The organism is Amycolatopsis sp. NPDC114478 (assembly GCF_055633805.1).
Map to the genome: position 1 here is coordinate 105,432 of NZ_JBVKDO010000019.1, position 23,863 is coordinate 129,294.

Annotated in this window: 26 protein-coding genes; 10 read left to right on the forward strand and 16 right to left on the reverse strand. The window is 73.2% G+C overall.

The window, feature by feature from the left end; genetic code table 11:
- Window positions 1-26: 26 nt before the first annotated feature.
- The gene (locus tag ACZ7OH_RS39255; RefSeq protein ID WP_470285536.1) at window positions 27-1,013 is read left to right on the forward strand and encodes a TerC/Alx family metal homeostasis membrane protein; all 987 of its coding nucleotides are present in this window, start codon (window positions 27-29) and stop codon (window positions 1,011-1,013) included.
- Here ACZ7OH_RS39255 and ACZ7OH_RS39260 read toward each other — a convergent pair.
- Window positions 993-1,409 carry a VOC family protein gene (locus tag ACZ7OH_RS39260; RefSeq protein ID WP_470285537.1) on the reverse strand — a complete coding sequence of 139 codons (417 nt, stop codon included), beginning with the start codon at window positions 1,407-1,409 and terminating at the stop codon, window positions 993-995. The genes ACZ7OH_RS39255 and ACZ7OH_RS39260 overlap by 21 nt on opposite strands.
- Before the next feature lie 22 nt (window positions 1,410-1,431).
- On the opposite strand from ACZ7OH_RS39260, the gene ACZ7OH_RS39265 reads away from it, so the two are divergent.
- Window positions 1,432-2,082, forward strand: coding sequence for a GntR family transcriptional regulator (locus ACZ7OH_RS39265; RefSeq protein ID WP_470285538.1), 651 nt, complete (start codon window positions 1,432-1,434; stop codon window positions 2,080-2,082).
- Between the two features lie 229 nt (window positions 2,083-2,311).
- Complete coding sequence (locus tag ACZ7OH_RS39270; RefSeq protein ID WP_470285539.1) at window positions 2,312-3,130, forward strand: DUF427 domain-containing protein; 819 nt, start codon at window positions 2,312-2,314, stop codon at window positions 3,128-3,130.
- Between the two features lie 6 nt (window positions 3,131-3,136).
- Here ACZ7OH_RS39270 and ACZ7OH_RS39275 read toward each other — a convergent pair whose 3' ends face one another.
- The 3 genes from ACZ7OH_RS39275 to ACZ7OH_RS39285 are packed head-to-tail and all read right to left on the reverse strand — an operon-like array spanning window position 3,137 to window position 6,288.
- A complete protein-coding gene (locus tag ACZ7OH_RS39275; protein WP_470285540.1) occupies window positions 3,137-4,753 on the reverse strand; it encodes a CocE/NonD family hydrolase in 1,617 nt (538 codons plus the stop codon).
- Complete coding sequence (locus ACZ7OH_RS39280) at window positions 4,750-5,343, reverse strand: TetR/AcrR family transcriptional regulator (protein ID WP_470285541.1); 594 nt, start codon at window positions 5,341-5,343, stop codon at window positions 4,750-4,752. The genes ACZ7OH_RS39275 and ACZ7OH_RS39280 overlap by 4 nt, the downstream gene beginning before the upstream one ends.
- Before the next feature lie 21 nt (window positions 5,344-5,364).
- Window positions 5,365-6,288: an SDR family oxidoreductase gene (locus tag ACZ7OH_RS39285; RefSeq protein WP_470285542.1), complete on the reverse strand. Its 924-nt coding sequence runs from the start codon at window positions 6,286-6,288 to the stop codon at window positions 5,365-5,367.
- 78 nt (window positions 6,289-6,366) lie between these two features.
- Between ACZ7OH_RS39285 and ACZ7OH_RS39290 the strand changes: the two genes are divergently transcribed.
- Complete coding sequence (locus ACZ7OH_RS39290; RefSeq protein ID WP_400892579.1) at window positions 6,367-7,350, forward strand: zinc-dependent alcohol dehydrogenase; 984 nt, start codon at window positions 6,367-6,369, stop codon at window positions 7,348-7,350.
- Here ACZ7OH_RS39290 and ACZ7OH_RS39295 read toward each other — a convergent pair.
- Window positions 7,347-8,906 (reverse strand): adenylate/guanylate cyclase domain-containing protein, encoded by a 1,560-nt coding sequence (locus ACZ7OH_RS39295; protein WP_470285543.1) that lies wholly within the window; start codon window positions 8,904-8,906, stop codon window positions 7,347-7,349. The two genes, ACZ7OH_RS39290 and ACZ7OH_RS39295, sit on opposite strands and share 4 nt — an antisense overlap.
- Window positions 8,907-8,975: 69 nt before the next feature.
- A complete protein-coding gene (locus ACZ7OH_RS39300) occupies window positions 8,976-9,719 on the reverse strand; it encodes a sulfite exporter TauE/SafE family protein (RefSeq protein ID WP_470285544.1) in 744 nt (247 codons plus the stop codon).
- 87 nt (window positions 9,720-9,806) lie between these two features.
- Between ACZ7OH_RS39300 and ACZ7OH_RS39305 the strand changes: the two genes are divergently transcribed.
- From ACZ7OH_RS39305 to ACZ7OH_RS39315, 3 genes are all read left to right on the forward strand, one after another.
- Window positions 9,807-10,571 (forward strand): AraC family transcriptional regulator, encoded by a 765-nt coding sequence (locus ACZ7OH_RS39305; RefSeq protein WP_470285545.1) that lies wholly within the window; start codon window positions 9,807-9,809, stop codon window positions 10,569-10,571.
- An 80-nt stretch (window positions 10,572-10,651) separates the two neighbouring features.
- The gene (locus ACZ7OH_RS39310; RefSeq protein ID WP_470285546.1) at window positions 10,652-11,569 is read left to right on the forward strand and encodes an AurF N-oxygenase family protein; all 918 of its coding nucleotides are present in this window, start codon (window positions 10,652-10,654) and stop codon (window positions 11,567-11,569) included.
- Between the two features lies 1 nt (window position 11,570).
- The gene (locus tag ACZ7OH_RS39315; protein ID WP_470285547.1) at window positions 11,571-13,043 is read left to right on the forward strand and encodes an FAD-dependent oxidoreductase; all 1,473 of its coding nucleotides are present in this window, start codon (window positions 11,571-11,573) and stop codon (window positions 13,041-13,043) included.
- Here the strand turns inward: ACZ7OH_RS39315 and ACZ7OH_RS39320 are convergent.
- The 10 genes from ACZ7OH_RS39320 to ACZ7OH_RS39365 all read right to left on the reverse strand — a co-directional run bounded on the left by ACZ7OH_RS39320 (window position 13,026) and on the right by ACZ7OH_RS39365 (window position 21,892).
- Window positions 13,026-13,565 carry a pyridoxamine 5'-phosphate oxidase family protein gene (locus tag ACZ7OH_RS39320; RefSeq protein WP_470285548.1) on the reverse strand — a complete coding sequence of 180 codons (540 nt, stop codon included), beginning with the start codon at window positions 13,563-13,565 and terminating at the stop codon, window positions 13,026-13,028. The two genes, ACZ7OH_RS39315 and ACZ7OH_RS39320, sit on opposite strands and share 18 nt — an antisense overlap.
- A gap of 2 nt (window positions 13,566-13,567) precedes the next feature.
- Window positions 13,568-14,071 carry a winged helix-turn-helix transcriptional regulator gene (locus ACZ7OH_RS39325; protein WP_470285549.1) on the reverse strand — a complete coding sequence of 168 codons (504 nt, stop codon included), beginning with the start codon at window positions 14,069-14,071 and terminating at the stop codon, window positions 13,568-13,570.
- A 74-nt stretch (window positions 14,072-14,145) separates the two neighbouring features.
- Window positions 14,146-15,285, reverse strand: a complete 1,140-nt coding sequence (locus tag ACZ7OH_RS39330; protein ID WP_470285550.1) for a M20 family metallopeptidase — start codon at window positions 15,283-15,285, stop codon at window positions 14,146-14,148.
- Window positions 15,282-16,268, reverse strand: coding sequence for a ketopantoate reductase family protein (locus ACZ7OH_RS39335; RefSeq protein WP_470285551.1), 987 nt, complete (start codon window positions 16,266-16,268; stop codon window positions 15,282-15,284). Before ACZ7OH_RS39335 ends, ACZ7OH_RS39330 begins: the two co-directional genes overlap by 4 nt.
- Window positions 16,261-17,040 (reverse strand): SDR family NAD(P)-dependent oxidoreductase, encoded by a 780-nt coding sequence (locus tag ACZ7OH_RS39340; RefSeq protein ID WP_470285552.1) that lies wholly within the window; start codon window positions 17,038-17,040, stop codon window positions 16,261-16,263. Before ACZ7OH_RS39340 ends, ACZ7OH_RS39335 begins: the two co-directional genes overlap by 8 nt.
- Complete coding sequence (locus ACZ7OH_RS39345) at window positions 17,040-18,323, reverse strand: MFS transporter (protein ID WP_470285553.1); 1,284 nt, start codon at window positions 18,321-18,323, stop codon at window positions 17,040-17,042. Before ACZ7OH_RS39345 ends, ACZ7OH_RS39340 begins: the two co-directional genes overlap by 1 nt.
- Window positions 18,320-19,207, reverse strand: a complete 888-nt coding sequence (locus tag ACZ7OH_RS39350; RefSeq protein WP_470285554.1) for a polysaccharide deacetylase family protein — start codon at window positions 19,205-19,207, stop codon at window positions 18,320-18,322. The genes ACZ7OH_RS39345 and ACZ7OH_RS39350 overlap by 4 nt, the downstream gene beginning before the upstream one ends.
- Complete coding sequence (locus ACZ7OH_RS39355) at window positions 19,204-20,211, reverse strand: Lrp/AsnC family transcriptional regulator (RefSeq protein ID WP_470285555.1); 1,008 nt, start codon at window positions 20,209-20,211, stop codon at window positions 19,204-19,206. Before ACZ7OH_RS39355 ends, ACZ7OH_RS39350 begins: the two co-directional genes overlap by 4 nt.
- Window positions 20,212-20,282: 71 nt before the next feature.
- Window positions 20,283-21,224 (reverse strand): carbohydrate kinase family protein, encoded by a 942-nt coding sequence (locus tag ACZ7OH_RS39360; protein ID WP_470285556.1) that lies wholly within the window; start codon window positions 21,222-21,224, stop codon window positions 20,283-20,285.
- Window positions 21,221-21,892, reverse strand: a complete 672-nt coding sequence (locus ACZ7OH_RS39365) for a class II aldolase/adducin family protein (RefSeq protein ID WP_470285557.1) — start codon at window positions 21,890-21,892, stop codon at window positions 21,221-21,223. Before ACZ7OH_RS39365 ends, ACZ7OH_RS39360 begins: the two co-directional genes overlap by 4 nt.
- A gap of 54 nt (window positions 21,893-21,946) precedes the next feature.
- Between ACZ7OH_RS39365 and ACZ7OH_RS39370 the strand changes: the two genes are divergently transcribed.
- The 3 genes from ACZ7OH_RS39370 to ACZ7OH_RS39380 are packed head-to-tail and all read left to right on the forward strand — an operon-like array spanning window position 21,947 to window position 23,806.
- On the forward strand, window positions 21,947-22,543 hold the full coding sequence (locus tag ACZ7OH_RS39370) for a TetR/AcrR family transcriptional regulator (RefSeq protein ID WP_470285558.1): 597 nt from the start codon (window positions 21,947-21,949) through the stop codon (window positions 22,541-22,543).
- A 10-nt stretch (window positions 22,544-22,553) separates the two neighbouring features.
- Window positions 22,554-23,351, forward strand: coding sequence for a thymidylate synthase (locus ACZ7OH_RS39375; protein ID WP_470285559.1), 798 nt, complete (start codon window positions 22,554-22,556; stop codon window positions 23,349-23,351).
- On the forward strand, window positions 23,348-23,806 hold the full coding sequence (locus tag ACZ7OH_RS39380; protein ID WP_470285560.1) for a dihydrofolate reductase: 459 nt from the start codon (window positions 23,348-23,350) through the stop codon (window positions 23,804-23,806). The genes ACZ7OH_RS39375 and ACZ7OH_RS39380 overlap by 4 nt, the downstream gene beginning before the upstream one ends.
- Window positions 23,807-23,863 lie beyond the last annotated feature (57 nt).

A 23,863-nucleotide genomic window follows, 5' to 3' on the forward strand; every position in this document is an offset into this window, starting at 1 on the left:
GCGCCACACGGGGAGCGGGGGAGTGGATGGGCGTCGGCACCTGGCTGGTCACCATCGGCGTCGTCCTGGCGCTGCTCGCGGTCGACCTCGTGCTCGCCGCGGTCCGGCCGCACCGGGTCGGGTTCGGCGAGGCGGTCGCGTGGTCGGTGGGCTACATCCTCGTCGCGGTGGCGTTCGGCGTCTGGCTGACGCTGGCCCACGGCGGCGAACTCGGCACCGAGTACTTCGCCGGCTACATCGTCGAGAAGAGCTTGTCGGTCGACAACCTGTTCGTCTTCGTGATCATCATGACGACGTTCGCCGTCCCGGAGGAGCACCAGCACAAGGTGCTCACGTTCGGGATCGTGCTCGCGTTGATCATGCGGGCGCTCTTCATCGCCCTCGGCGCGACGCTCCTGTCGCTGTTCTCGGTGATGTTCCTGCTCTTCGGGCTGCTGCTGATCTACACCGGCGTCCAGCTGTTCCGGCACCGCGACACCGACCCCGACATCGAGTCCAACGTCATCGTCCGGACGGCCCGCCGGGTCCTGCCGGTCTCCGACGCCTACGACGGCGGCCGGCTGCTCACCCGCGAGGGCGGCCGCCGGCTGGTGACGCCGCTGGTCGTCGTGCTCGTCGCGATCGGCGGCGTCGACCTGCTGTTCGCCCTCGACTCGATCCCGGCCGTCTTCGGCGTCACCGATGAGCCCTTCGTCGTGTTCGCCGCGAACGCCTTCGCGCTGCTCGGCCTGCGCGCCCTGTACTTCCTGGTCAAGGGCCTGCTCGACCGGCTCGTGTACCTCTCGGCCGGGCTCGCGGTGATCCTCGCGTTCATCGGCGTGAAGCTGATCCTGCACTGGGCGCACGTGGACATCGACGCGCGCGTCCCGGAGATCGCCACCCCGGTGAGCCTCGCGGTGATCATCGGGGTGCTGGCCGTGGTGACGGTCGCCAGCCTCGTCAAGACCCGGCGCGACCCCGGGGCGAAGGCGCACCCGGGCTCGCTGACGGCGTCAGACCGCGAAGACCTGTGAGTCGTCGGCGAACGCCTTGAACTCCAGGGCGTTCCCGGCGGGGTCGAGCAGGAACATCGTCCACTGCTCGCCGGGCTGGCCCTCGAAGCGGACGTAGGGCTCGATCACGAACACCGTCCCGGCGGCGCGCAGCCGCTCGGCCAGCGCCTGGAACTCGGGGACGGTCAGGATCAGGCCGAAGTGGGGGACCGGCACGTCGTGGCCGTCGACCGGGTTGTGGACCCGCTCCGGCCCCTTCGGCGCCAGGTGCGTCACGAACTGGTGGCCGTGCAGGTTCCAGTCGACCCAGGTCTCGGCGCTGCGGCCCTGGTCGAGGCCGAGGACTTCGCCGTAGAAGCGACGGGCGGCGGTGAGGTCGTCGACGGGCATGGCGAGGTGGAAGCGCGGGATCGTCATGTCTAAATGTTAACATTACGACATGAGTGCTCAAGTGGCTCCCGCGCGCCGGCGCGGGCTGGCCGACGAGGTCGCCGACCGCATCCGGGACGCGATCTTCGACGGGACCTACCCGCCGGGCGGGTCGCTGCGCGAGGTGGAGCTGGCGGACGCGCTCGGCGTCAGCCGCGGGCCGGTGCGCGAGGCACTCCTCAAGCTGGAACGCGAGGGGCTGGTGCGCGGCGAGTGGCACCGGGGGACGACGGTGACGGCGCTGTCCGAAGCGGACGTCGCCGAGCTGGACAGCCTGCGGGCGGCGCTGGAGCAGCTCGCCGTCACGCTGGTCGTCGATCGCGGGCCCGACCTGGCGGCGGTCGACGCCGTCGTCGCGCGCATGGAGCGGGCGGCCGACGAGCACGAGATGGTCCGCTGCGACCTCGACTTCCACGACGCGGTCTACGCCGCCGCGGGCCACCGCCGCCTGCGCGAAGCCTGGGAAGCGATCCGGTCGCAGGTCCACCTGTTCCTGCTGACCCGGATCGGCGTCGAGTCCGAGGGCTACCTCGCGGGCATCCCCGCCGAGCACCGGGAGCTCGCCGAGGCGCTGCGGGCCGGCGACCGCGACGCGGCTCTCGCCCTCTTCGCCGTCCACCGCCGCCACGCGTTCGACGTCCTCACCGGACGGACTGACTAAGGAGTTGCGTTCGGTCGCCGGCGACCTGACTCGGTCCCGGCGACCGCTCGTGATGGCGCGGCTGCCGGCGTTCTCGGAGGAGGCGTTGGCGCGTCCGCTGGTGACCTGGCTCGGCCCGGCCAGAGGATAGCGACAGCGCGGCCGGGCAGCTGTCGGCCTGGGGCTTCGGCCGGCGGACCCGCGCCGGCGGGTGTTGACGGCGGCGCCGTCCGGCGCGGATCGTGGACCCATGGCGACACGCATGGGCGCGCGGTTCACCGGGGACCTGGCCGCGCTGCGATACGAACCGGTGGCCAAGCGGGTGCGCGCGGTCGCGAATGGACGGACGTTCGCCGCCTCGCGGCGGGCCGTGCTGGTCTGGGAACCGAAACGCGTCGTGCCCTCGTACGCGTTCCCCTTGGCCGACCTGCACGCGACCCTGACCCCGGCCGGCGACGCGACGGCGTCCGAACACCCGGTGCAGCTGGCCGAAGGCGGCCCGCCCGTCCTCGACCCGCGGACCCCGTTCGCCGCGCACACCTGCGCCGGCGAGCCGCTGACCCTCGCCGCGGACGGCGTGACCCTGCCGGGCGCGGGTTTCCGGCCCGCCGACCCCGACCTCGCCGAGCACGTCATCCTCGACTTCGCCGCCTTCGACGAGTGGCTCGAGGAAGCCGAACCGATCGTCGGGCACCCGCGGGACCCCTTCGCGCGCATCGACATCCGGCGCGGCGACAGCCGGGTGCGGATCGAAGTGGACGGTGTCGTCGTGGCCGACTCGGCCGCGCCCCGCATGCTCTTCGAAACCGGCATCACCACCCGGTACTACCTGCCGCGCGAAGACGTCCGGATGGACCTGCTCACGCCGTCGGACACGCGCACCACCTGCGCCTACAAAGGACACGCGACCTACTGGTCGGTGGGTGCGCACCGCGATCTCGCCTGGACGTACGAAGAACCGCTGTCCGACGCCCGCGAGGTCGCCGGGCTCATCGCCTTCCTCACCGAGCGCGTCGACGTCGTCCTGGACGGCGAGCGGCTGCCGCGGCCGGTCACGCCCTGGTCATAGCCCCGATCACCGCCGTACCGGCAGCACGATCGCCGACGGGTGCGCCGGGTCGTGGCGGACCTCCTGGTCCGCGGCGCGCAACGTGGTCGCGGTGGCGTGCGGCTCGCCGGTGCCGGGATTGCGGGCGTAGCGCGGGAACGCGCCGCTGGACACCTGGACGCGGATGCGGTGCCCGCGCCGGAAGCGGTGCGCCGTCGGCCACATCCGCACGGCGACCGCGGCGAGCTCGCCGGCGTCGCGCAGGCTCGTCAGGCCGTCGCAGACGTTGACCGACCGGCCGCCGGGATCGACGTCGCAGAGCCGGACGAAGACGTCGGCGAAGGAAAGGCTGCTGCGGAACCAGATCTCCGCGCTCACGTCGCCGACGACTTCGACGTCGTCGGTGAGCACTGCCGTGGTGTAGGTGAGGACGTCGGCGCGGGCTTCCAGGGCCGCGTTGTCGACGCGGCTGGCGTCCGGGGCCATGCGCACGCCGCCGGCCGCGGGCGTCGGGTCCGCCGGGTCGTAGCGGTAGCGGTCCGGTTCGGACTCCTCGGGGCCGCCGACCGACAGCGTGCCGCCGCCGTGGAGGTGGAACCGTTGCGGCGCATAGCCTTCCGGTGGCCAGGAGGCGAAGTCGCGCCAGGCTTCCTCGCCCATGACGAACAACCGGACCGGCGCGCGCTCGGGTGGCTCCTCGCCGCGGGCGTGCGCGAGCCCGAAGCCGAGCGTCTCCCGGAGCGTCAGGCCCGCGCCCGCGAGCAGGTCGGGCCGCCCGGCGTGGGTCCACGGCCCGACCGTCAGCCGGGGCCGCCGGCCCAAGTCCTGCAGCGTCCGGAAGTCGCGCAGCTGGCCGGGCAGGAAGATGTCGTACCAGCCGCCGATCGCGCTCACCGGCACGGTGACGTCCGCGACGCGCGCCCGGTGGTCGACCGCCGCCCACCGCGGGTGGGTTTCGGGGTGGGCCAGGACGTCCTGGATGTAGTCGGAGCGGTGACCGATGGCGACGACGTCCGCCTGCGCGAGCGGGAGGGTGTTCAGCGCCCGCTCCAGCTTCTTCGCCTGGCCGCGCTGGCGCAGCAGCGCGAACCGGCGCTCCTGGACGGCGACCTGCACGCCCCAGCCGAACGGCGTCTCCAGCGAAAGGCCGTCCTCCCGCAGGAACTCCAGCGTCAGCCCGGATTCGGTGACGTGCGGGACCATCGCCTTCACCTGCGGCGGCAGGCGGTCGGCGACCGCCCACTGGACGTAGCCGAGGTAGCTCGCGCCGACGAGCACCACCGCGTCGCCGAACCACGGCTGCCGCACGACCCAGTCCAGCGTCGCGAGGCCGTCTTCGCGCTCCTGCCGCAGCGGGTCGAAGACGCCGCCGGAGCCGAAGCCGCCGCGCGTGCTCTGGATCAGCACCTGGAAGCCGCGTTCGGCCAGCGGCCGGCCGAACAGCGCGCCGAACGCGCCTTTGCGCCCGTAGGGACTGCGGACCAGCGCGGTCGGCAGGCCGTCCCCGCCGGCGCGGGGCGCCCACCGGTCGGCGAGCAGCTCGGCGCCGTCGGGCATCGGGACGCGCAGGTCGCGCTGGACGGTCAGGCGCCGGGTCGCCGGGGCGGGCAGCCGCAGCAGGCGTTCGAGGACACGGCTGATCACCGGTCGGCCTCCTTCGTGATCGTCGCGGTGACGACCGACCGGATCCGCAGCAGCCGGTCGGTGAACTCGTGCGCGTCGAGCGGGTCCGGCCCGCCGACGACCCAGGCGTTGACGACCGCGCCCGCCCCGCCGGTCAGGAACGTGGCCAGGTCCTCGATCTCCCGCTCGCCGAGCCGGTCGCCGAGCGTGTGGCCGAGGTGCCGGCGGTTGAGCGGGAGGAACAGGCCGGTGAGCGCCTCGGTGAACGCGAAGGCGGACGTCCCGGTCAGCAGCGCGCGGTAGAAGCGCCGGTGGGCGGCGAAGTGCCGGGCCAGGGCCAGGAGCGACGCGCGTTCGTCTTCGGGCAGGTCTGCCAGGAGCTCCCGGCGGACGAGGTCGAGCGCGGCCTCCAGGAGGAGCGCGTCGCGGTCGCCGAACTGCTGGTAGAGCACCTGACGGCTGACGTCGGCCGCCTCGGCGAGCTCCGACACGGACACAGCGGTGGAGTCCCGTCCGGTCACGAGCTCGACGGCGGCCCCCATCAATGCGGCCCGCGACCGGCGCACCCGCCGGTCCTTGACGGGGGCTTCGGTCGTCCAGTCGGCTCGCACGGCTCTGATAATGGACAGCTGTCAAAAAAATGGCAAGTGTTCGGTATCTGTCCGGGCGTCACGCCAGCCCGAGGCCCACAGGTGCGACGGCGGTGCCTCGCCGCGGAACACCGCCGCGTGCCGCCGGGCGAACTCGGCGAAGGTCGTCGGCCGGACGCCGAACTCCTCGTGGGTGCTCAAGTCCACCCGGGACTCTTCTGCGCCAGTCCGTCGCTCGGCGAACAGTTCGTCCATCGCGTCGGCGAAGAAGACGGGAATCCCGGCGGCGAGCAGTTCGGCCCGCTTGGCCGCCGGATCGGCGTCGACGTAGCGGACCGGCCGGCCGACGGCCGCGGCGATCCGCGCGGCGACCTCGGACATCGTCAGCGCCTCGGGCCCGGTCATCTCGTACCGTCCGCCGTCCTCGCCTTCGCCGCGCAGCAGGGCGACGGCGACGCGCGCGATGTCGCCGACGTCCACCGGCGCGAGTTTCGCGTCCCCCATCGGCAGGTTCAGCACACCCCGCCGGATCGACGGGACCTCGCGGAAGTACACCGGCATGAACTGGCTCGGCCGCAGGACCGACCAGCCGAGCCCGGAGCCGGCGAGGTACCGCTCGACCTCGGCGTGCATCCGCGCGAACCGGAACCCGGACTCGTCCCGGCACCCCCGCCCGGACACCTTCACGACGTGCCCCACGCCGGCGCGCTTCGCGGCATCGATGAACGTTCGCTGCGTCTCGACGAGCCGTGCGTCGGCCGAGGAGATCAGCAGGGCCCGTTCGACGCCGTCGAAGATCGCGGGGGCCGGGTCCAGCAGGTCGCCGCGCACGACGTCGACGCTGTCCGGGAAGCCGGCGGCCTTCGCGGGGTCGCGGACGAGTGCGCGGACCGGCAGTCCGTCGGCGACGCAGGCGCGCAGTACCGCGGAGCCGGTCAGCCCGGTCGCTCCTGTCAGCAGGATCATGGGTTTTCCTCTCTCTCGCTCAGTCGGACAACCGAGCCGCCCGAAAGCGATCGCCGAGGCGGGTGCGAGCATGCAGCCATGTCTTCGACCATGCGGGCCTTCGTGCTCACCGGCCCGCGCGAAGGGGCCGTCCAGGAGGTGCCCGTCCCGGAGGCCGTCCCCGGCGAGGTCGTCGTCGACGTCGAACGGGCCGGGGTCTGCGGCACCGACGTCGAGTTCTTCACCGGCGACATGGCCTACCTGCACCAGGGCCACGCCGCCTACCCGATGCGGCTCGGGCACGAGTGGGCCGGCACGGTTTCCGCCGTCGGGGACGGCGTCGATCCCGCGTGGCTGGGCCGGCGGGTCATGGGGGACACCATGCTCGGCGACCGGACGTGCCGCCGCTGCCGGAAAGGTCACCAGCACACCTGCGAGAACCGGCAGGAAGTCGGGATCCGCGGCGGCCGGGCCGGTGCGCTGGCCGAAAAGCTCGCCGTTCCCGCGTGGTCGCTGCACGCCCTGCCCGACGAGGTCGACGCCGTGCTCGGCGCCCTGGTCGAACCCGGCGGTAACGCCTTGCGGGCGGCGCGGGCGGCCGGCGTCGGTCCCGGTGATCGGGCGCTGGTGCTGGGCCCGGGGACGATCGGCCTGCTCACCGCGATGTTCCTGCGTGCCGCCGGCGCCGAGGTCCACGTCCTGGGCCTGGTCGAAAGCGAGCACGTCCGGACCCGCGAGACGCTGCCGGACCTGCCTTTCGACGCCGTCGTCGACGCCACCGACGCGGCCGGCTCGCCCGCGCTGGCGCTGGACCTGGTGGAGCCCGCCGGCCGGGTCGTCTACATCGGACTGTCCGGCCGGCCCAGCACGCTCGACAGCCGCGCGCTGGTGCTGAAGGACGTCACCGCGGTCGGGGTGCTGTCCGCGTCACCGGGGCTGGCCGACACGATCGCCGCCTACGCCGCCGGGACCGTCGACCCGCGGCCGCTCGTCGGGGCGACCGTCGGGCTGGACCGGGTCGGCGCGGTGCTCGCCGGCGAACGGTTCGCCGCGCCGAAGGTGCACGTCGACCCGCGGCGCTAGCGCGGCACGGCCAGGGTCGTCGGGCGGCTGCGCCCGCGCAGGGTGACGTCCTCGGTGGCCTTCCAGCGTTCGGCTTCCTCGGCGGCCGCCGCCTCGACGGCCGTCCACGACGCGAGGAGGCGGTCCGGCGCGTTCTTCGCCAGCTCCGTCAGCCGGGCGGCCTCGTTGACCGGGTCGCCGATCACCGTGTACTCGAACCGGCGCGGGTCGCCGACGTTGCCCGCCACCGCGTCGCCGGTCGCGACGCCGATGCCGGCCGGGCCGTCCGGCACCTCTTCGGCGAGCCGCCGGGCGATCGCGCGCCCGGCGGCCAGCGCGCACGTCGCGTGGTCCGCGAGCTGCGTGGGCGCCCCGAAGACGGCCAGCGCCGCGTCGCCGACGAACTTGTTGACCAGGCCGTGGTGCCGGTCGACCTCGTCGACCACCACCGCGAAGAACCGGTTGAGCAGGCCGACGACCTCCTCGGGCGGGCGGCTCGCGGCCAGCGCCGTCGAGCCGACCAGGTCGACGAACAGCACCGACACCGTCCGGACGGAGCCGCCGAGCGCGGTGCCGGCCCCGGTCGTGCGCATGGCTTCGACGGCGACCTCGTGGCCGACGTGCCGGCCGAACAGGTCGCGCATCCGCTCCCGTTCGGCCAGCCCGGCCGCCATGTCGTTGAACCCGGCCTGCAGCAGGCCCAGCTCGGTCCCGTCGTAGACCGGGATGGCGACCTCGAACTCGCCGGCCCGGACGCGGCCCAGCGCGTCGCGCACCGACGTGATCGGGTTGACGACCGCGCGGGCGGTGAACACGGTGACCAGCAGGCCGAAGCAGAGCACGACCAGCCCGAGCGCGATCACCGACACCGCGAGCTTCGTGGTCGAGACGTCGCCGCGCACCCAGGCCAGCACCGCCGTGACGACGAGCCCGGCCACGGGCACCCCGGTGCCCAGGCACCAGAACAGCAGCATCCGCAGGTTGACGCCGCCGCTGAGCGGCCGCGCCGGCGCGGTCCCGGCCAGCGCCAGCGCGGCGTAGGGCCGCAGGGCGAACTCGCCGAAGAGGTACGCGATCGCGCACACCACGACGCTCGCGAACGCCACGACGAGGAACACCGTCAGCGCGACGGCGGGCTGCCGGAGCACGGCCAGCGCGGCGAACACGAGGGTCGCCACGCCCCACAGGACCGCCTGCATGAGCGTGAGACGCAGGGGGACGCGCAGGCTGGCGGCGCGCTCGGCGTCGGTCGGGTGCCGGCCCTCGGGGGCCCAGTGCAGCGTCCGCAGCGCCCCGCGGGTGCCCCACAGCGTGCCGACGACGACCGCCGACACGACGTAGACCGGCACCGCGATCGCCGTGGTCCGCAGCAGGTCGCCGGACATGCCGGGGGACGGCATGAGCAGCGCCGCAAGCCCGACGACCACCAGCGCGCCGATCACGTTCGTGGAGATGAGGGTGGCGGTCAACAGGCGCTGGACGCGCCGGCGCAATACAGTGACGTCCTGGTCGAGGGGGCCGAGCAGCCCGGAGCCGAACGGGCCGGTCCGGGTGGGCGTGTCGCTGGGTGAGTGCACCGGTTCCCGCCGTTCGAAGCGTTTGAGTGAACGAATGTACACCGAAACGCCGATGCCCCGCGAGCCGGTTCACGTCAGGACGGCCACCAGTGCCGCCCCGAGCAGCACCAGGTAGCCGACGGCGTGCGCGCGGTCCGGGATGGCCGGCGGCCACCGCCGCAGGACGGCGATCGTGGGCAGGGATCCGGCGAGCAGCAGGCCCGCGGCGACCGGGTCGATGGCCGACGGGCCGGGGGCGAGGAGGTAGACGGCCGTGGCCACCGCGGCGACCGGCAGGCTGAGCGGGTTGGCCAGCGCCGTCGCGTCGCTCATCGGCAGGCCGTGGCGGCGCAGCAGCGGCACGGTCAGCACGCTGCCGCCGACCCCGAGGAACGCCGCGACCGCGCCGATCCCGGCCCCTCCCGCGGACGCCGTGCCGCGGCCGAGCGGCCGCGGTGCCCCGCCGGCGAGGAAACCCCGCCGCAGCACGCTGTCCACGATGGTCAGGCCGAGGTAGGCCGCGAACAGCGCGTGCAGGAGGCCGTCGGCGACCCGGGTGGCGGCCAGCGCGCCGAGGCCCGCGCCGAGCGCGACGAAGCCGCCCAGCGGCCAGACGTACCGGCGGCGCAGCCGGTCGGCCCGGACCACGGTGACCGTCGCGATGAGCGAGTTGACCAGCATCACCGCGGCGGACGTCCCGACCGCCACGTGCATCGCCCCCGTCACCGCGTAGATCACCGGCACCGTCACGAATCCGCCCCCGAAGCCGAAGAGCGCGGTCGTCACGCCGGACAGGATCCCGAGTCCGAAAAGGACGGTGAAGGTGGCGGGCACGTGGCTCGACGCTACGGCGCGCGGCCGTGGCGGGCATTCGCCGATCGGCCAGATCCTTCCGAGTTCCGGCCACCCTAGGCTCGAGGGGTGCGCAACGTCCCGATCGACACCGTCGACGACCTCGACCGCGACGTCGTGGCCATCGGCACCGACTACCCGCCCGGTCACGTCCTCGCCGAGCACCGCCACCGGCGGGCCCAGGTGCTCTACGGCGTCACCGGGTCGATGCGGGTCGACACGGCGGACGGGGCGTGGACCGTCCCGCCGCAGCGGGCCGTGCTGATCCCGGCGGGGGTGGCGCACGCGGTGCGGATGGACGGCGTGAGCACGCGCAGCCTCTACGTCGAACCGCGGGCCGTCCCGTGGTTCCCGGCCCGCTGCCGGGTTGTCGACGTCTCGCCGCTGCTGCGTGAGCTGCTGCGCGAAGCCGTCGACGTCGAACCGCGGTACGCCGCGCGCGGGCGGGACGCCGCGGTGCTGCAGCTGGCGCTGCACGAGCTGCGCCGGGCCGCGCCGCTGCCGCTCGACCTGCCGCTGCCCGCCGACCCGGCGCTGCGCCGGCTGTGCCAGGACTTCCTGGCAGCGCCCCGGATCGACGTCCGGCCGGCGGCGTGGGCCGCGCGGCTGCACGTCGCCGAGCGGACGCTGCACCGGCGGTTCCGCGCCGAGACCGGCCTCGCGCTCGCGCCGTGGCGGCGCCGGGCCTGCGTGCTGCACGCGTTGCCGCTGCTGGCCGCGGGCACCCCGGTGGCGGAGGTCGCGGCCGTGCTCGGCTACGCAGGGCCCGGCGCGTTCACGACGATGTTCCACGGCCTGCTCGTCGTCCCGCCGAGCGAGTTCCGCGGCCGTTGAGCCGACGGGTGCGCACCGGATGGATATGTGTTACGGTTGGTAACAGTGAACTCGGGTAACACCTGACGAGGAGGTCGGCGATGACCAGCATCAGCGAACGCGAAGCGGGGACGGCAGCGTCTTCGGACCGCGAGACCACCGCGCGCCGGCTGCTGGACTCGTCGGAGCAGCTGTCCTACGACCCCGTCAAGGAGGTCGACTGGGAGACGCCGCTGGACACGGAGTTCCACGGCGCGAGCCCCGAGTGGAGCACGCTCTACGGCACGTCCTACTGGGCCGACATGACCCCGGAGCAGCAGCGCGAGCTGACCCGCCAGGAGGCGGCGTCGGTGGCCAGCACCGGGATCTGGTTCGAGATGATCCTGCAGCAGATGATCCTGCGGGACTTCTACGCGAAGGACCCGACCGACCCCGCGTTCCAGTGGGCGCTGACCGAGATCGCCGACGAATGCCGGCACTCGATCATGTTCGCCCGCGGCGCCGCCAAGCTGCGTGCGCCCGCCTACCGGCCGCGCCGGTTCGTCGTCGAGGCCGGCCGGATCTTCAAGGCGACCGCGACCGGCGAGGCGGCCTACGCGGCGATCCTCGTGGCCGAAGAGGTCCTCGACGTCATGCAGCGCGACTGGATGCGTGACGAGCGCGTCGTCCCGTTCGTGCGCACCATCAACAACATCCACGTCGTCGAAGAGTCGCGCCACATGAAGTTCGCGCGCGAGGAGACCCGCCAGCGGCTCGAGGGCGCCGGCTGGGTGCGGCGCCAGGTCAACGCGCTGGTCGTCGCGATCGCGTCCTACGTCATCGTCGGCAGCATGTGGAACGCCAAGGTGTACGAGAACGCCGGGCTCGACGGCAAGCGCGCGCGGCGCGAGGCGAAGGCCAACGAGCACCACAAGTCGATGCTGCGGTCGAGCTGCTCCGGGCTGATGGAGTTCCTGCACTCGGCCGGGCTGCTCACCAAGCCGTCGCTGTGGTTCTACAAGCGCGCCAACCTGATCTGACATGGCGTTCGCGATCACCCAGACCTGCTGCGCGGACGCGTCGTGCGTGTCGGTCTGCCCGGTCAACTGCATCCACCCGACGCCGGACGAGCCGGACTTCGGGACGACCGACATGCTCTACGTCGACCCGGCGACCTGCATCGACTGCGGTGCCTGCGCCGACGCCTGCCCGGTCGACGCGATCTTCCCGGCCGGTGACCTCACCGGGCCGCTGAAGGTCTACGAAGAGATCAACGCGGAGTTCTACGCGGGCCGGGACGTCCTCGCCGCGGCGACGGTCGCGCCGAACTTCCACCGCTGGTCGCCGCCGGAGTTCGGCCGCGTCCTGCCGAGCGACTTCACGCCGCTGGACGTCGCCGTCGTCGGCACCGGCCCGGCGGGCATGTACGCCGTCGAAGACCTGTTGCTGCACACCAACTCCCGCGTCACGCTGATCGACCGGCTGGCGACGCCCGGCGGCCTGATCCGCTACGGCGTCGCGCCGGACCACCCGTCGACGAAGAAGATCGGCGAGACCTTCGCGCGGTTCCACGACCACCCGCGGCTGCGGCTGCGCCTGGGCACCGAGGCCGGTCCCGAGCTGGCCGAGCGGCACGACGCGGTGATCTACGCGGTCGGCGCCACGGAGGCCCGCCGCCTCGGCGTCCCCGGCGAAGACCTGCCCGGCAGCCTGCCCGCCGCGACGGTGGTCGGCTGGTACAACGGCCACCCGGACGTCCCGCCGGACGCGGTCGACCTCTCGGCCGAGCGGGTGGTCGTGGTCGGCACCGGCAACGTCGCCCTCGACATCGCCCGGATCCTGACCGCCGACCCGGAGCCGCTGGCCGGCACGTCCCTGGCGCCGGCCGCGCTGGCCCGGCTGCGCTCGAGCAAGGTGCGCGAAGTCGTGCTGCTGGCCCGGCGCGGGCCTTCCGAAGCCGCGTACACGCGCTCGGAGCTGCTGGCGCTGGCCGCCCGCGGCGACCTCGTGGTGGACGCGCACGACCCGCGCGTCGCCGAGGCGATCGACGCGGCCTCGCCGGGGGACAAAGCCGCGCTGCTGCAAGGGGTTCCGCGCGAACCGGTGGACTGGTCGTCGCCGCCCCCGGACGGCGGGCGCCGGGTCGTCCTGCGCTTCCACTCGGCCCCGCTGGAGTTCACCGGCGACACGGAGGTCCGCGGGGTCCGCGTGACCGGTGACGTCGAGATCACCGCCGGCCGCGTGGTGCGGGCGGCCGGGTTCCGGGGTGTCCCGGTGCCGGGCCTGCCTTTCGACGAGGACACCGGGACCGTGCCGAACGACGCCGGGCGGGTCGAGCCCGGGACCTACGTGGCCGGGTGGATCAAGCGCGGCCCGTCGGGGGGCATCGGCGCGAACAAGGCGTGCGCCCGCGAAACGGTCGGCGCCCTGCTGGAGGACGCGGTCGCCGGGCGGCTGCGGACCGGCGGCCGGCGCCGTGCGCGCGGGTTCGGGCGGTCAGGCGCGCGACGGTGAATGGCTGGTGTGGGTGAATTCCACTGTGGACAGCATCGAGGCGTCCGTCGTCGAGCGGCGGCGGCCGAAGGCGAGGACCTTCGCCGGTTCGACCGCGAACACCGCCACGTCGTCGTGGGCGCCCTGCCGGAACCCGTTGTCGGTGGCCTCGTAGACCCAGCTGCCGTCCCACTTGGCCAGCCACGCCTCGGCCAGCCGTTCCAGCCGCGCCCGGTCGGTGACGCGCCGGGCGGCGCCTTCGACCATCACGTCGAGGGCGTCGTCCCAGGAGTCGCGGCCGGTGGTGAGCACGACGTTCGGGTTCGCGGCGAGGTTGAGGTACTTCTGCTCGGTCTCGCCGGTCGCGAAGTGCAGGACGTCGTCGAGCCAGATCGCGACCAGCGGCGTGACGTGCGGCCGGCCGTCGGCGCGCACCGTGGTGAGCCAGCTGATCTGGGCGTTCTCGAGCGCGTGCGCGGTTTCGGCCCAGCCGGTGGCCTCGGTGCCGGGGTCGCTGAACCGTTCGTCGAGCCGGGTTTCCATGGTCACTCCGTTCGTCGGCCGCCGGTGGCGGCCGCGTAGGCGGCGTCCAGGCGCGCGGCGACGGTCGGGCCGCCGGGCGCCGGTCCGCGGCGGGTGCCGAGGTGGGTTTCGCGCAGTTCGTCCATGAAGGCTTCCCACAGCGGCGGACCGCCGTCGGTGAGCACCTGGGCGCGCGCCGCGTACGGGTCGGCCACGGGCAGGTGCCGGACGCCCCACGAGCTGAGCTGGACGAGCACCGGGACCAGGTCGATCGCGCGTTCGGTCAGGCTGTAGGTGACCTTCTGCTTGTGCGACGGGTCGCCGGACCGGGTGAGCAGCCCGTGCTCGACGAGCACGGCGAGCCGGTCGGCCAGCACGTTCGACGAGATCCGTTCCTCGCCGCCGAGCAGCTCGCGGAAGTGCCGGGCGCCGCCGAAGACGACGTCACGCAGGACGAGCAGCGTCCACCGGTCGCCGAAGATCTCCAGCGACAGGTTGATCGGACACCTCGACCGCGCCTCGCGCACTGCTCTCACCTCGGAACTGGTTGCGTTACGAGAGCAGTATTACCCGGCGAAGACCGGTTGTAAACCGCAAGCGGTCAGCCGGCGAGCTGGTGCAGGACGGCGGCCGCCAAAGCCGTCCGTTCCAGCATCCCTTCGACGCTGATGTGCTCGTGCCGGGCGTGCGCGCCGTCGCCGACCGCGCCGAAGCCGTCCAGGACCGGGTGGCCCAACGCGGCCACGAAGTTGCCGTCGCTCGCACCGCCGACCGAACATTCCCGCAGCGTGACACCCAGTTCCGCGGCCTCCTCGCGAGCCAGTTCGTAGAGCCGCGCGATGGCGTCCGACCGTTCCATCACCGGCCGGTTCCAGCCGCCGGTCACCTCGACCGCCGCGCGCGGGTCGTGCGCCTTCAACGCCGCGAGGCCCGCGTCGATGCGGGCCGCCTCGGCCGCGCTGGACACGCGGACGTCGATCTCGCCCGACGCCGCGCCCGCGATCACGTTCTGGCGGGTGCCGCCGGTGACCACGCCGACGTTCACCGTCGTCCCGGCGTCCACATCGGACAGTGCGTGCAGCGCGAGCACCGCCCGGGCCAGCTCGTCGACCGCGCTCGCGCCCTTGGCCGGGTCGAGCCCGGCGTGCGCCTCGACACCCGTGGTGTGCACCTGGAAGAGGCCGACGCCCTTGCGCGCGGTCTTCACCGCGCCGTCGGCGCTCGCCTCGAACACCAGCGTCGCGCGGGTGCCCGCGGAAGCCTCTTCGATCACCGGGCGGGACGCCGGGCTGCCGATCTCCTCGTCGCCGTTGAGGACCAGCCGCACGGCCGGGCGCGGCAGGCCGGCCGCGTCGAGCGCGCGCAGCGCCCACACCGCGTGCACCAGGCCGGACTTCATGTCGAAGATTCCCGGCCCGGTCGCGCGGTCACCGTCCACGGTGAACGGCCAGTTCGCCAGGGTACCCAGTGGCCACACCGTGTCGTAGTGGCACAGGAGCAGCACCGGCTCGCCGGTGCCGGGGAAGTCGTAGACCTTGATGTCGCCGTACCGGCCGCCGTCGACGTCCCGGACGTGGTCGGGTTCGCCGAGGCGTTCGCGAAGCCAACCGTCCACCCAGGACAGTCCGGCGGTCAACGCGGCCTTGTCGTCGCTGGGCGTCTCGATGCCGACGTAGGCGGCGACGTCGGCGAGGAGGTCGTGGCGGTGCGCGCGCACCCATTCGTGCAGTTCGCGGATCACAGCGTTCGCTCCAGTTCGACGAGGTGGTCTTCGGACATCGGCGCGGCGCCCGTTTCGACGTCACGCAGCCGCGTCAGCATCGCCCGCAGCAACGGGACCTCCACCGCGGCGAGCACCGGCGCGTAGTGGTGGTGCACCTCGATCGGGCGGTGCCGGACGGCGATGTCGCGCCAGATGCCGCTGCGGTCCTTCGGCTGGGTCCGCAGCCACGCGACCAGCCGGTCGGTCGCCGCGTCGCGGCCGGACGCACCGGGCAGGTAGGCCGCCGGGTCGAACTGGTCGAACGGCTCCAGGACGCGGTCGCCCGCCGCTTCGAGGACCTCGGCGGCGAGGGCGTGCATGAGCGGGCGGTGCCGGTCGATGAGGTCGGCCATCGGCGCGTCGGCCAGCGCCGTCGTCGTGAGCATTGCGCCGAAGCCGAGCTTCGCCCACAGGTAGCCCTCGACGTTGGCGGTCGCCTTCGCCGGGCCCCAGGCCTGCAGGTCGGCGACGACCTCCTCGACCCGGTCGCTGATCTGCCCGTCCGGCTCGCCGACGACCAGCGCGCCGAGCCCGCCGTCCCGCACGACACCGGGCTCGACGACGTCGGCGAAGAGGTTCACGAACGCGCCGACCGTCCGTTCCGGACCGACGTGCGCGGCGATCAGCCCTTCGTTGAGTCCGTTCTGGAGGGAAACGACGAAACCGCCTTCGGCCAGCCGCGGCGTCAACCACGGAAGCACGGTCTCGGTGGCCTGCGCTTTGACGGCCAGCAGCACGCGGCCGAGCGTGGGCGGGGCGTCCTCCGGCAGGAAAGCCGGCAGCTCCACGGTTTCGTCGCCGTCGGGGCCGCGCAGGGTGAGGCCGCGGTCCGCGATCGCGGCCACGTGAGCCGGGTCGGCATCCACGATGGACACCGGGTGGCCGGCGCGGGCGAGGTGGAACGCGAGCGTCCCGCCGATCGCGCCGCCGCCGACGACGGTGTACGAGCGCCGGTCAGACATGCGTTTCCTTTCCTTGCTGGACGGACGTCTCCCCGTTCCAGTGCAGCGGCAGGCCGGCCGCCCCCGCCGTCGAACCGCCGTCGACGCGCAGGACGGCGCCGGTGATCCAGGCGGCCTCCGGGCCGGCGAGCCAGTACACGGCGTCGGCGATCTCGCGCGGCTCGCCGCGCCGCCCGAGGGGGTTGACCGACACCGCGGCCGCGTAGGCCGCGGTGACCGGGTTGGCGTCGCTGTCGACGGTGACGAAACCCGGGCTCACCGCGTTCACGCGGATGCCGTGCGGGCCCAGCTCGACCGCACAGGCCTTGGTGACCATCTCCAGGGCGGCCTTCGACGTCGCGTAGTGCGCGGCTCCGGGACGCGCCCGGGTGGCCGCGCCGGAGGAGATGTTGACGACGGCGCCGGTGGTTCCGGCTTCGACGTGGGCGCGTCCGAACGCGACAGTCGTGAGCAAGGCGGCGCGCACGTTGACGTCCTGGACGCGGTCCCAGACCGCCGCCGTCAGCTCCAGCAGGGGAGTGGCGGGGTAGATCCCGGCGGCGTTGACGAGGACGTCCACCGCGCCGGCCCGCTCGACGAGCCCCTCGGCGTAACCGGCGTCGGCGAGATCGCCGGGCAGTTCGACGACGTCAGCCGGCAGCCCCGCGGCCACTGTGGACAGTTCCGCCGCGCGGAGATCGGCCAGGACCAAGCGGTCGCCGGCTTCGGCGAACCGGGCCGCGATCGCGGCGCCGATGCCGCCGCCGGCCCCGGTGACGAGCACGGTCCGCACTACAGCTCCTTCCCCTTGGTCTCCGGCATGGTGAGGTAGACCGCGACGCCGATGAGCGCGGCGACGGCGACGTAGACCCACACGAGGTTGCCGAGGTGGTTGGCGTTCAGCCAGGTCGTGACGTACGGCGCGGTCCCGCCGAAGAGCGCCACGGCGAGCGCGTACGGCAGCCCGATGCCGGTCGTGCGGACCTCCGGCGGGAACTGCTCGGCCATGATCACCGCGCAGTTCGCCGAATACCCGACGATCAGGACCAGCCCGATCAGTTCGATGGCGAAGACGCTCCAGAAGCTGTTGCCCAGGAAGTGGAACGCGGGCCAGGCGAACACGACGAACCCGGCGGCGAACGCGGTCATCGTCGCCTTCCGCCCGATCCGGTCCGACAGCAGGCCGCCGAAGGGCAGCAGCGCGATGAACACGACCATGGCGAGGGTGTTGGCCAGCAGCGCGGTCTTGAGCGGGATGCCGGTGGCCAGGTGGGCGTAGGCCGGCATGTAGGACACCCACACGTAGTAGATCAGCGTCCCGGCGATCGTCACGCCGGCGACGCGCAGCGCGGCTTTCGGGTGGTCGCGCAGCATCGCCACCAGCGGGTTGCGCCGGGGTTTCGCGCTGATCTTCCGGAACGCCTCGGTCTCGTGCACCGACACCCGCAGCCACAGCCCGACCAGGCCGAGCAGGCCGGCGAGGCCGAAGGCGAGCCGCCAGCCCCAGCCGCGCAGGTCGGCGTCGGACAGCGTCGAGTTGAGGATGGTGCCCATCAGCGCGGCCAGCAGGGACCCCAGGCCGACCGAGACCTGCTGCCACGAACCGGCGAACGCGCGGCGGCCGGGCGCGGCCGACTCGATGAGGAACGCCGACGACGAACCGAACTCGCCGCCCGCGGAGAAGCCCTGCACGAGCCGGGCCAGCAGCAGCACGATCGGGGCGAGCACGCCGATCTGCGCGTAGGTCGGGGTCAGCGCGATGAGGATCGACGCGCCGGCCATCAGCGAGATGGTGAGCGTCAGGCCCTTCTTGCGGCCCCGGCGGTCGGCGTAGGCGCCGAGCACCGCACCGCCGATGGGCCGCATCACGAACCCGACGGCGAACACGGCCAAAGTGGACAGCAGTGCCGTGGTTTCGTTGCCACCGGCGAAGAACTGGCCGGCGAACACCGGGGCGAAGGTCGCGTAGACGGCCCAGTCGACCCATTCGACGGTGTTGCCGACGGCGCCGGCGACGATCGCCTTGCGCTGGTGAGCCGTCAAGCGGTGGCTGACGACGGTGTCCACAGTGGTCATGGCTGCTCCTGGCGGACGTGGTCGACGATCTGCGCGTGCGTGGCGAACCAGACGCCGCCGTGGCCGGCGATGTGGTCGAGGAGCTCCGCCAGGATCGCGAGGCGCGAGCGGTGACCGATGATGTGCGGGTGCATGGTGAGCTGGAAGAGGCCGCCGTCGGCGTAGGCCGCGTCGAACTCGTCGCGCCAGATGGAGAGCACGCCGCGCGGCGGGGTGTACGGCCGCAGCGAGGCGAACCGGTCCATCATGAAGTACGGCGCGTCGTCGCGGATCCACTCCACCGGCAGCTCGACGATCCCGGTCGGCTCGCCGTGCTCGAGGAGTTCGTAGCAGTCGTCGTCGGCCATCAGCGAAGAGTCGTACGTCAGGCCCAGCTCGCGCGTGATCGCGAGGGTGTGGGCGGAGAAGTCCCAGGACGGCGTCCGGATCCCGACCGGCCGCGTGCCCGCCAGGCCCTCCAGGACGTCGGCGGCGCGGAAGGCGAGGTCGCGCTCCTCGGCCTCGGTGAGTGCGGTGTTGCGCTCGTGGATCCAGCCGTGCAGCGCCACTTCGTGCCCAGCGTCCACATAGGACTTCACTTCGCCCTCGTGCAGCAGCGCCGACACGGCGGGCATGAAGAACGACGCGGGGGCGTTGTACTTGCGCAGCAATTTGAGGATGCGTGGCACGCCGACGCGGGCGCCGTACTCGCCCTGCGCCATCTTGCCGGGCAGGACGTCACCGTCGCGCAGGGACGGCGTCTCGTGGTCGGAGTCGAAGGACAGGGCGACGGCGACCTTCGCGCCGCCGGGCCACGACGCCGGGCGAAGCGTGCGCCCGGCGCGGACGTGTTCGACGTGCCCGCGCCACGTCTGTTCGTCCCACTGCCACGGTCGGTCGGTCATGCGTCCTCCAAGCTGGCGGCGGGCGTAGGGGCCCACGCGCGCTTGAGCGTCGAAACCTGCAGGGTCACGTCGGCCTCCCGGAGCCCGGGCAGCGCGCCGACGACGTCGGTGGTGTGGCGGTAGAGCTCGGCGTAGTGGCGCAGCACGATCTGGCCGACGAGGTTGAACCGCCCGGTGGTGGCGGAGAGGTACTTCGTGCCGGGGTGGGCGGCGAGCTGCTGCCCGGCGCGGTCGAGCTCACCGGGGACGATCGACAGCCAGAGCATGAACTCCAGGGCGTAGCCGAACATGGCGGGCTCGGCGAGCGTCCGGAACCGCAGGCAGCCGCGCCGCACCAGCGAGTCGACGCGGCGGGCCACAGTGGACTCGCTGGTGCCGACCAGTTTGGACACTTCCTTGAACGGCAGCCGGCCGTCTTCGCCGAGGGCGGCGCAGAGGGCGAGGTCGAGCTCGTCGAGCTGCTCGGGCGGGCGTTCCCAGTGCTGTTCTTCGAACGGCCGGACGTCACCGCCGCGCAGGTCCTTCGCGGCGTCGGGGGTCAGCTCGCCGGAGTCCCAGTCGTGGTTGGAGGTGAAGGTCCGCATGACGGCGAAGGTCTCGGCGTCCCGGATGGCTTCGGCGGCGGGGAAGCCGTTCTCCTGCAGGCCGGCGATGTCGGCGTAGGAGGGGAGGACGAACTCGGCGGAGCAGTCGGCGCTCCCGGCGAGCACGCTGGCGTACCGGACATCGGGCCGGGCGGCGAGGGCATCGGCGACGGTGGCGGCGGCGCCGGGCCGGCACTTCAGCCGGGCGATGACGGGCACGCCGAGGCCGCAGCGCAGGACATCGACGACACCGATGACCCGCAGGCGCCCGCTCTCGGTGAGCTTTTCGGCCCGCCGCAGCACGGTGGACTCACTGGCCCCGACATGCCGGGCGACGGCACCCCAGGACGCCCGGCCGTTGAGCTGCAGAGCCGCCACGATGCGGCGGTCCAGCTCGGAGGTCTTGGCTTCGTTCTGCACAGGAGGCATCCTGAATGCAGGAAAACGTCAAGTCAAGGGGTGGCGATGCGGGAAAGTTGCAAATTGGGTGCTTAGTCGATCGGGAGCACCGGTGTCTGGGCCGCGAAGGCGTCGGCGGCCGCCAGGTCGAACTCGCCGTGGTCGCTGCCCAGCCCCTGCGCGACCAGGCCCGCCGCCGCGCAGCCCAGCACCGCGGCCTGCCTCAGTGACCGGCCCAGGCCCACGCCGCGGAGGAACCCGGCCGAGAACGCGTCGCCGCAGCCGGTCGTGTCGACCACCGGAACCTCGAACGCCGGCACCGCCAGTGTCGAGGCGGGGGTCACCACCAGTGCTCCCCGCGTACCGCGCGTGACCGCGACGCACCCGACCCCGCGTTCCAGCAGGGCGTGGGCGCCGTCTTCCAGGGAGACCGCGCTCGTCAACCCCAGCACCTGCTCCTCGTTCGGCAGCAGGTAGTCCACAGAGGACAACGCAGGGTCGATCCAGGCGAGCACCCCCGGGTCGCCGGGCGCCAGCAGGTCGGCGGACGTCACCACGCCGGCGGACCGAGCCGGGCCCAGCAGGGAAGCCGCCGCGGCGCCGCCCATCAGCTCCGGCCCGCCCAGGTGCAGATGGGTCATGCCGGCCAGCGACGCGGCCGGGAACTCCGACGGCACGTAACCCAGGTTCGCACCCGGGACGTGGAACGCGGGCCGGCTGCCGTCGGGACGGATCGGGAGCACCGACGCCGACGTCTGCACCCCGGAACGCCGCAGCACCAGCGACGTGTCGACGCCGTACTTCGCGAGCATCGCCAGCAGCAGGTCGCCGATCGGGTCGTCGCCCACCGCACCCGCGGAACGCACGTCGGCGCCGAGCTTCGCCAGCGTCACCGCCGTGCCCGCCGCCGTCCCCGCCGGGCCGAAACGGATCTGCTCCACCAGCGCCGCGCCCTGGCCCTCCGGGATCGCCGACACCGGCCGGACCTGCACGTCGAACACGTGCGCCCCCAGCGTCACGACGGTCTGCGTCACTCGTCCTCCAGCCGCCGCGGACGGCCGTAGCCGTGCCGGCCCGCCGCGGTCACGACGGCTTCCTGCTGCACGTCGTCCAGCGCCCGCGGCACGCCGAGCGTCGCCGCCCGGACGTACAGGCCGCACGCCCACTCCAGCAGCAGCGCGTGGTCCATCGCCGCCTCCAGGGTCGGGCCGTGGACGATCGCGCCGTGGTTGGCCAGCAGCGCCGCCGCCTTGCCCTCGAGCGCCGCGAGGGTGCCCGCGGCCAGCTCCGCCGACCCGAACACCGCGAACGGCGCGACCCGGACGGACCCGCCCAGCGCGAGCTGCTGGTAGTGCACGCACGGCAGCTCGTCGAGCACCAGGGACACCGCGGTCGCGTGCGGGGAGTGCGTGTGCACCACCGCGCCGGCGCCGTAGCGCCGGTAGATCCCCAGGTGCAGCTCCAGCTCCGACGTCGGCGCCAGCTCGCCCTCGACGACCGCGCCGTCGAGATCGACGACCGTGACGTCCGCCGGCCCGGCCGTGCCCAGCACGACACCCGTCGCGGTCACCGCCACGTGGTCGCCGGTCCGGACGCTGACATTGCCCGCGGTGCCGATCAGCAGGCCCTCCGCGGCGAGGCCGTTGCTCGCCCGGGCCACCGCCCGCCGGGCGTCGTCGAGCACCGAACTTCCTGCTGCCATGGTCCGAGGCTAGGATAAACCCGAAACAAAGTCACGTTCAGGTTTGGAGAGCGCATGCCGCGGCGAGTACCGCGCCAAGCCCGGGCTCGCGAGAAGCTCGCCCGGGTGCTGGAGGCCGCGGACCGGCTGCTCGCCGAAGAGGGCGTCGAGGCGCTGACGACCACCCGGGTCGCCGCCGCGGCCGGCGTCTCCGTCGGGACGCTCTACCAGTACCTCCCCGACCGCGACGCCATCACCGAAGCCCTGGCCGACGGCTACCTCGCCCGCCTCGAAGACCTGATGACGGCATTCACCGACCAGGCCGCGCGGGAGACCTGGGAAGACCCCGTCGGCCTGCTGGTCGACGCCTTCGCCGCGCTCTACCGCGCCGAACCCGGCTTCCGCGCCCTGTGGCTGGGCCGCGGGCTCACCGAGGCGACGCGGGAGGCGGACGTCGCCCACAAGCGCGTGATGGCCGCCGGGGTGCACCGCGTGCTCGTCGCCCAAGGCCGGCTCCGGGACGACGAAGCGGCCGCGACGGCGTGCCGCACCGCGTTCCTGGCCGCCGACGCGGTCATCCAGGAGGCGTTCCGCGCCGACCCCGACGGCGCCGCCGCGCTGCTCGACCAGCTGAAGGCGATGCTGCGGGCCTATCTGGAGCGGCTCGTCTAGGCTCGCGGACATGCCCGACACGCAGTACGAAGACCTGCTCCGCCACGTTCTCGACACCGGCGCCCGCAAGGCGGACCGCACCGGCACCGGCACGCGGTCGATCTTCGGGCACCAGCTGCGCTATCGCCTCGACGACGGCTTCCCGCTGATCACGACGAAGAAGGTCCACTTCCGGTCGGTCGCCTACGAGCTGCTGTGGTTCCTGCGCGGTGAGCGCAACGTCCGGTGGCTGCAGGACAACGGTGTCACGATCTGGGACGAGTGGGCTGCGCCGGACGGCGACCTCGGCCCCGTCTACGGCGTCCAGTGGCGGTCGTGGCCGACCCCGGACGGCGGGCACGTCGACCAGATCGCCGAGGTGCTGCGCACCCTGCGTGAGAACCCGGACTCGCGGCGGATCATCGTGTCGGCGTGGAACGTCGGCGAGATCCCGCAGATGGCGCTGCCGCCGTGCCACGCGTTCTTCCAGTTCTACGTCGCCGACGGCGAGCTCTCGTGCCAGCTGTACCAGCGCAGCGCCGACCTGTTCCTCGGCGTGCCGTTCAACATCGCCAGCTACGCGCTGCTCACGCACATGATCGCCGACCAGGTGGGCCTGCGCCCCGGCGACTTCATCTGGACCGGTGGCGACTGCCACATCTACGACAACCACGAAGAGCAGGTGCGCAAGCAGCTCGCCCGCGACGCGCGGCCGTTCCCGACGCTGAGCCTGAAGGAGGCGAGCAGCCTCTTCGAGTACACCTACGACGACATCGCGCTCGACGGCTACGACCCGCACCCGGGCATCAAAGCGCCGGTGGCGGTGTGATCGGGCTGGTCTGGGCGCAGTCGGCGAACGGCGTCATCGGCCGCGACGGCACCCTGCCGTGGCACCTGCCGGAGGACCTGAAGCACTTCCGCACGCTGACGGCGGGCGCGACCGTCCTCATGGGACGCCGCACGTGGGAGTCGCTGCCCCCGCGGTTCCGGCCGCTGCCGGGCCGGCGCAACCTGGTGCTGTCGGCCACCCCGCAGGAGGGCGTCGAGACGTTCCCGGACCTGGCTCCCGCGGTGGACGCGGTGTCGGGTGACGGCTGGGTGATCGGCGGCGCGGCGGTGTACACGGCGGCGCTGCCCTTCGCGGACCGGATCGTCGTCACGGAGATCCGGGAGACGTTCGAGGGTGACACGCGGGCGCCGGACGTCGGCCGGGCGCCGGACGCCACGGGCGAGTGGCAGGAGTCGTCGACCGGGCTGCACTACCGCTTCCTGACCTGGGGCTAGCGTGCGCACTCCGCGCACCGGCTCGCCGTGCTCGGGCTGGTCGTCATCGACCTGAAG

Excerpts from the sequence above, each read along its gene's own strand:
- ACZ7OH_RS39255 (WP_470285536.1), top strand. The coding sequence starts at position 27 with ATGGGCGTCGGCACCTGGCTGGTCACCATCGGCGTCGTCCTGGCGCTG.
- ACZ7OH_RS39260 (WP_470285537.1), bottom strand. The coding sequence starts at position 1,409 with ATGACGATCCCGCGCTTCCACCTCGCCATGCCCGTCGACGACCTCACC.
- ACZ7OH_RS39265 (WP_470285538.1), top strand. The coding sequence starts at position 1,432 with ATGAGTGCTCAAGTGGCTCCCGCGCGCCGGCGCGGGCTGGCCGACGAG.
- ACZ7OH_RS39270 (WP_470285539.1), top strand. The coding sequence starts at position 2,312 with ATGGCGACACGCATGGGCGCGCGGTTCACCGGGGACCTGGCCGCGCTG.
- ACZ7OH_RS39285 (WP_470285542.1), bottom strand. The coding sequence starts at position 6,288 with ATGATCCTGCTGACAGGAGCGACCGGGCTGACCGGCTCCGCGGTACTG.
- ACZ7OH_RS39290 (WP_400892579.1), top strand. The coding sequence starts at position 6,367 with ATGTCTTCGACCATGCGGGCCTTCGTGCTCACCGGCCCGCGCGAAGGG.
- ACZ7OH_RS39310 (WP_470285546.1), top strand. The coding sequence starts at position 10,652 with ATGACCAGCATCAGCGAACGCGAAGCGGGGACGGCAGCGTCTTCGGAC.
- ACZ7OH_RS39315 (WP_470285547.1), top strand. The coding sequence starts at position 11,571 with ATGGCGTTCGCGATCACCCAGACCTGCTGCGCGGACGCGTCGTGCGTG.
- ACZ7OH_RS39320 (WP_470285548.1), bottom strand. The coding sequence starts at position 13,565 with ATGGAAACCCGGCTCGACGAACGGTTCAGCGACCCCGGCACCGAGGCC.
- ACZ7OH_RS39335 (WP_470285551.1), bottom strand. The coding sequence starts at position 16,268 with ATGTCTGACCGGCGCTCGTACACCGTCGTCGGCGGCGGCGCGATCGGC.
- ACZ7OH_RS39345 (WP_470285553.1), bottom strand. The coding sequence starts at position 18,323 with ATGACCACTGTGGACACCGTCGTCAGCCACCGCTTGACGGCTCACCAG.
- ACZ7OH_RS39350 (WP_470285554.1), bottom strand. The coding sequence starts at position 19,207 with ATGACCGACCGACCGTGGCAGTGGGACGAACAGACGTGGCGCGGGCAC.
- ACZ7OH_RS39365 (WP_470285557.1), bottom strand. The coding sequence starts at position 21,892 with ATGGCAGCAGGAAGTTCGGTGCTCGACGACGCCCGGCGGGCGGTGGCC.
- ACZ7OH_RS39370 (WP_470285558.1), top strand. The coding sequence starts at position 21,947 with ATGCCGCGGCGAGTACCGCGCCAAGCCCGGGCTCGCGAGAAGCTCGCC.
- ACZ7OH_RS39375 (WP_470285559.1), top strand. The coding sequence starts at position 22,554 with ATGCCCGACACGCAGTACGAAGACCTGCTCCGCCACGTTCTCGACACC.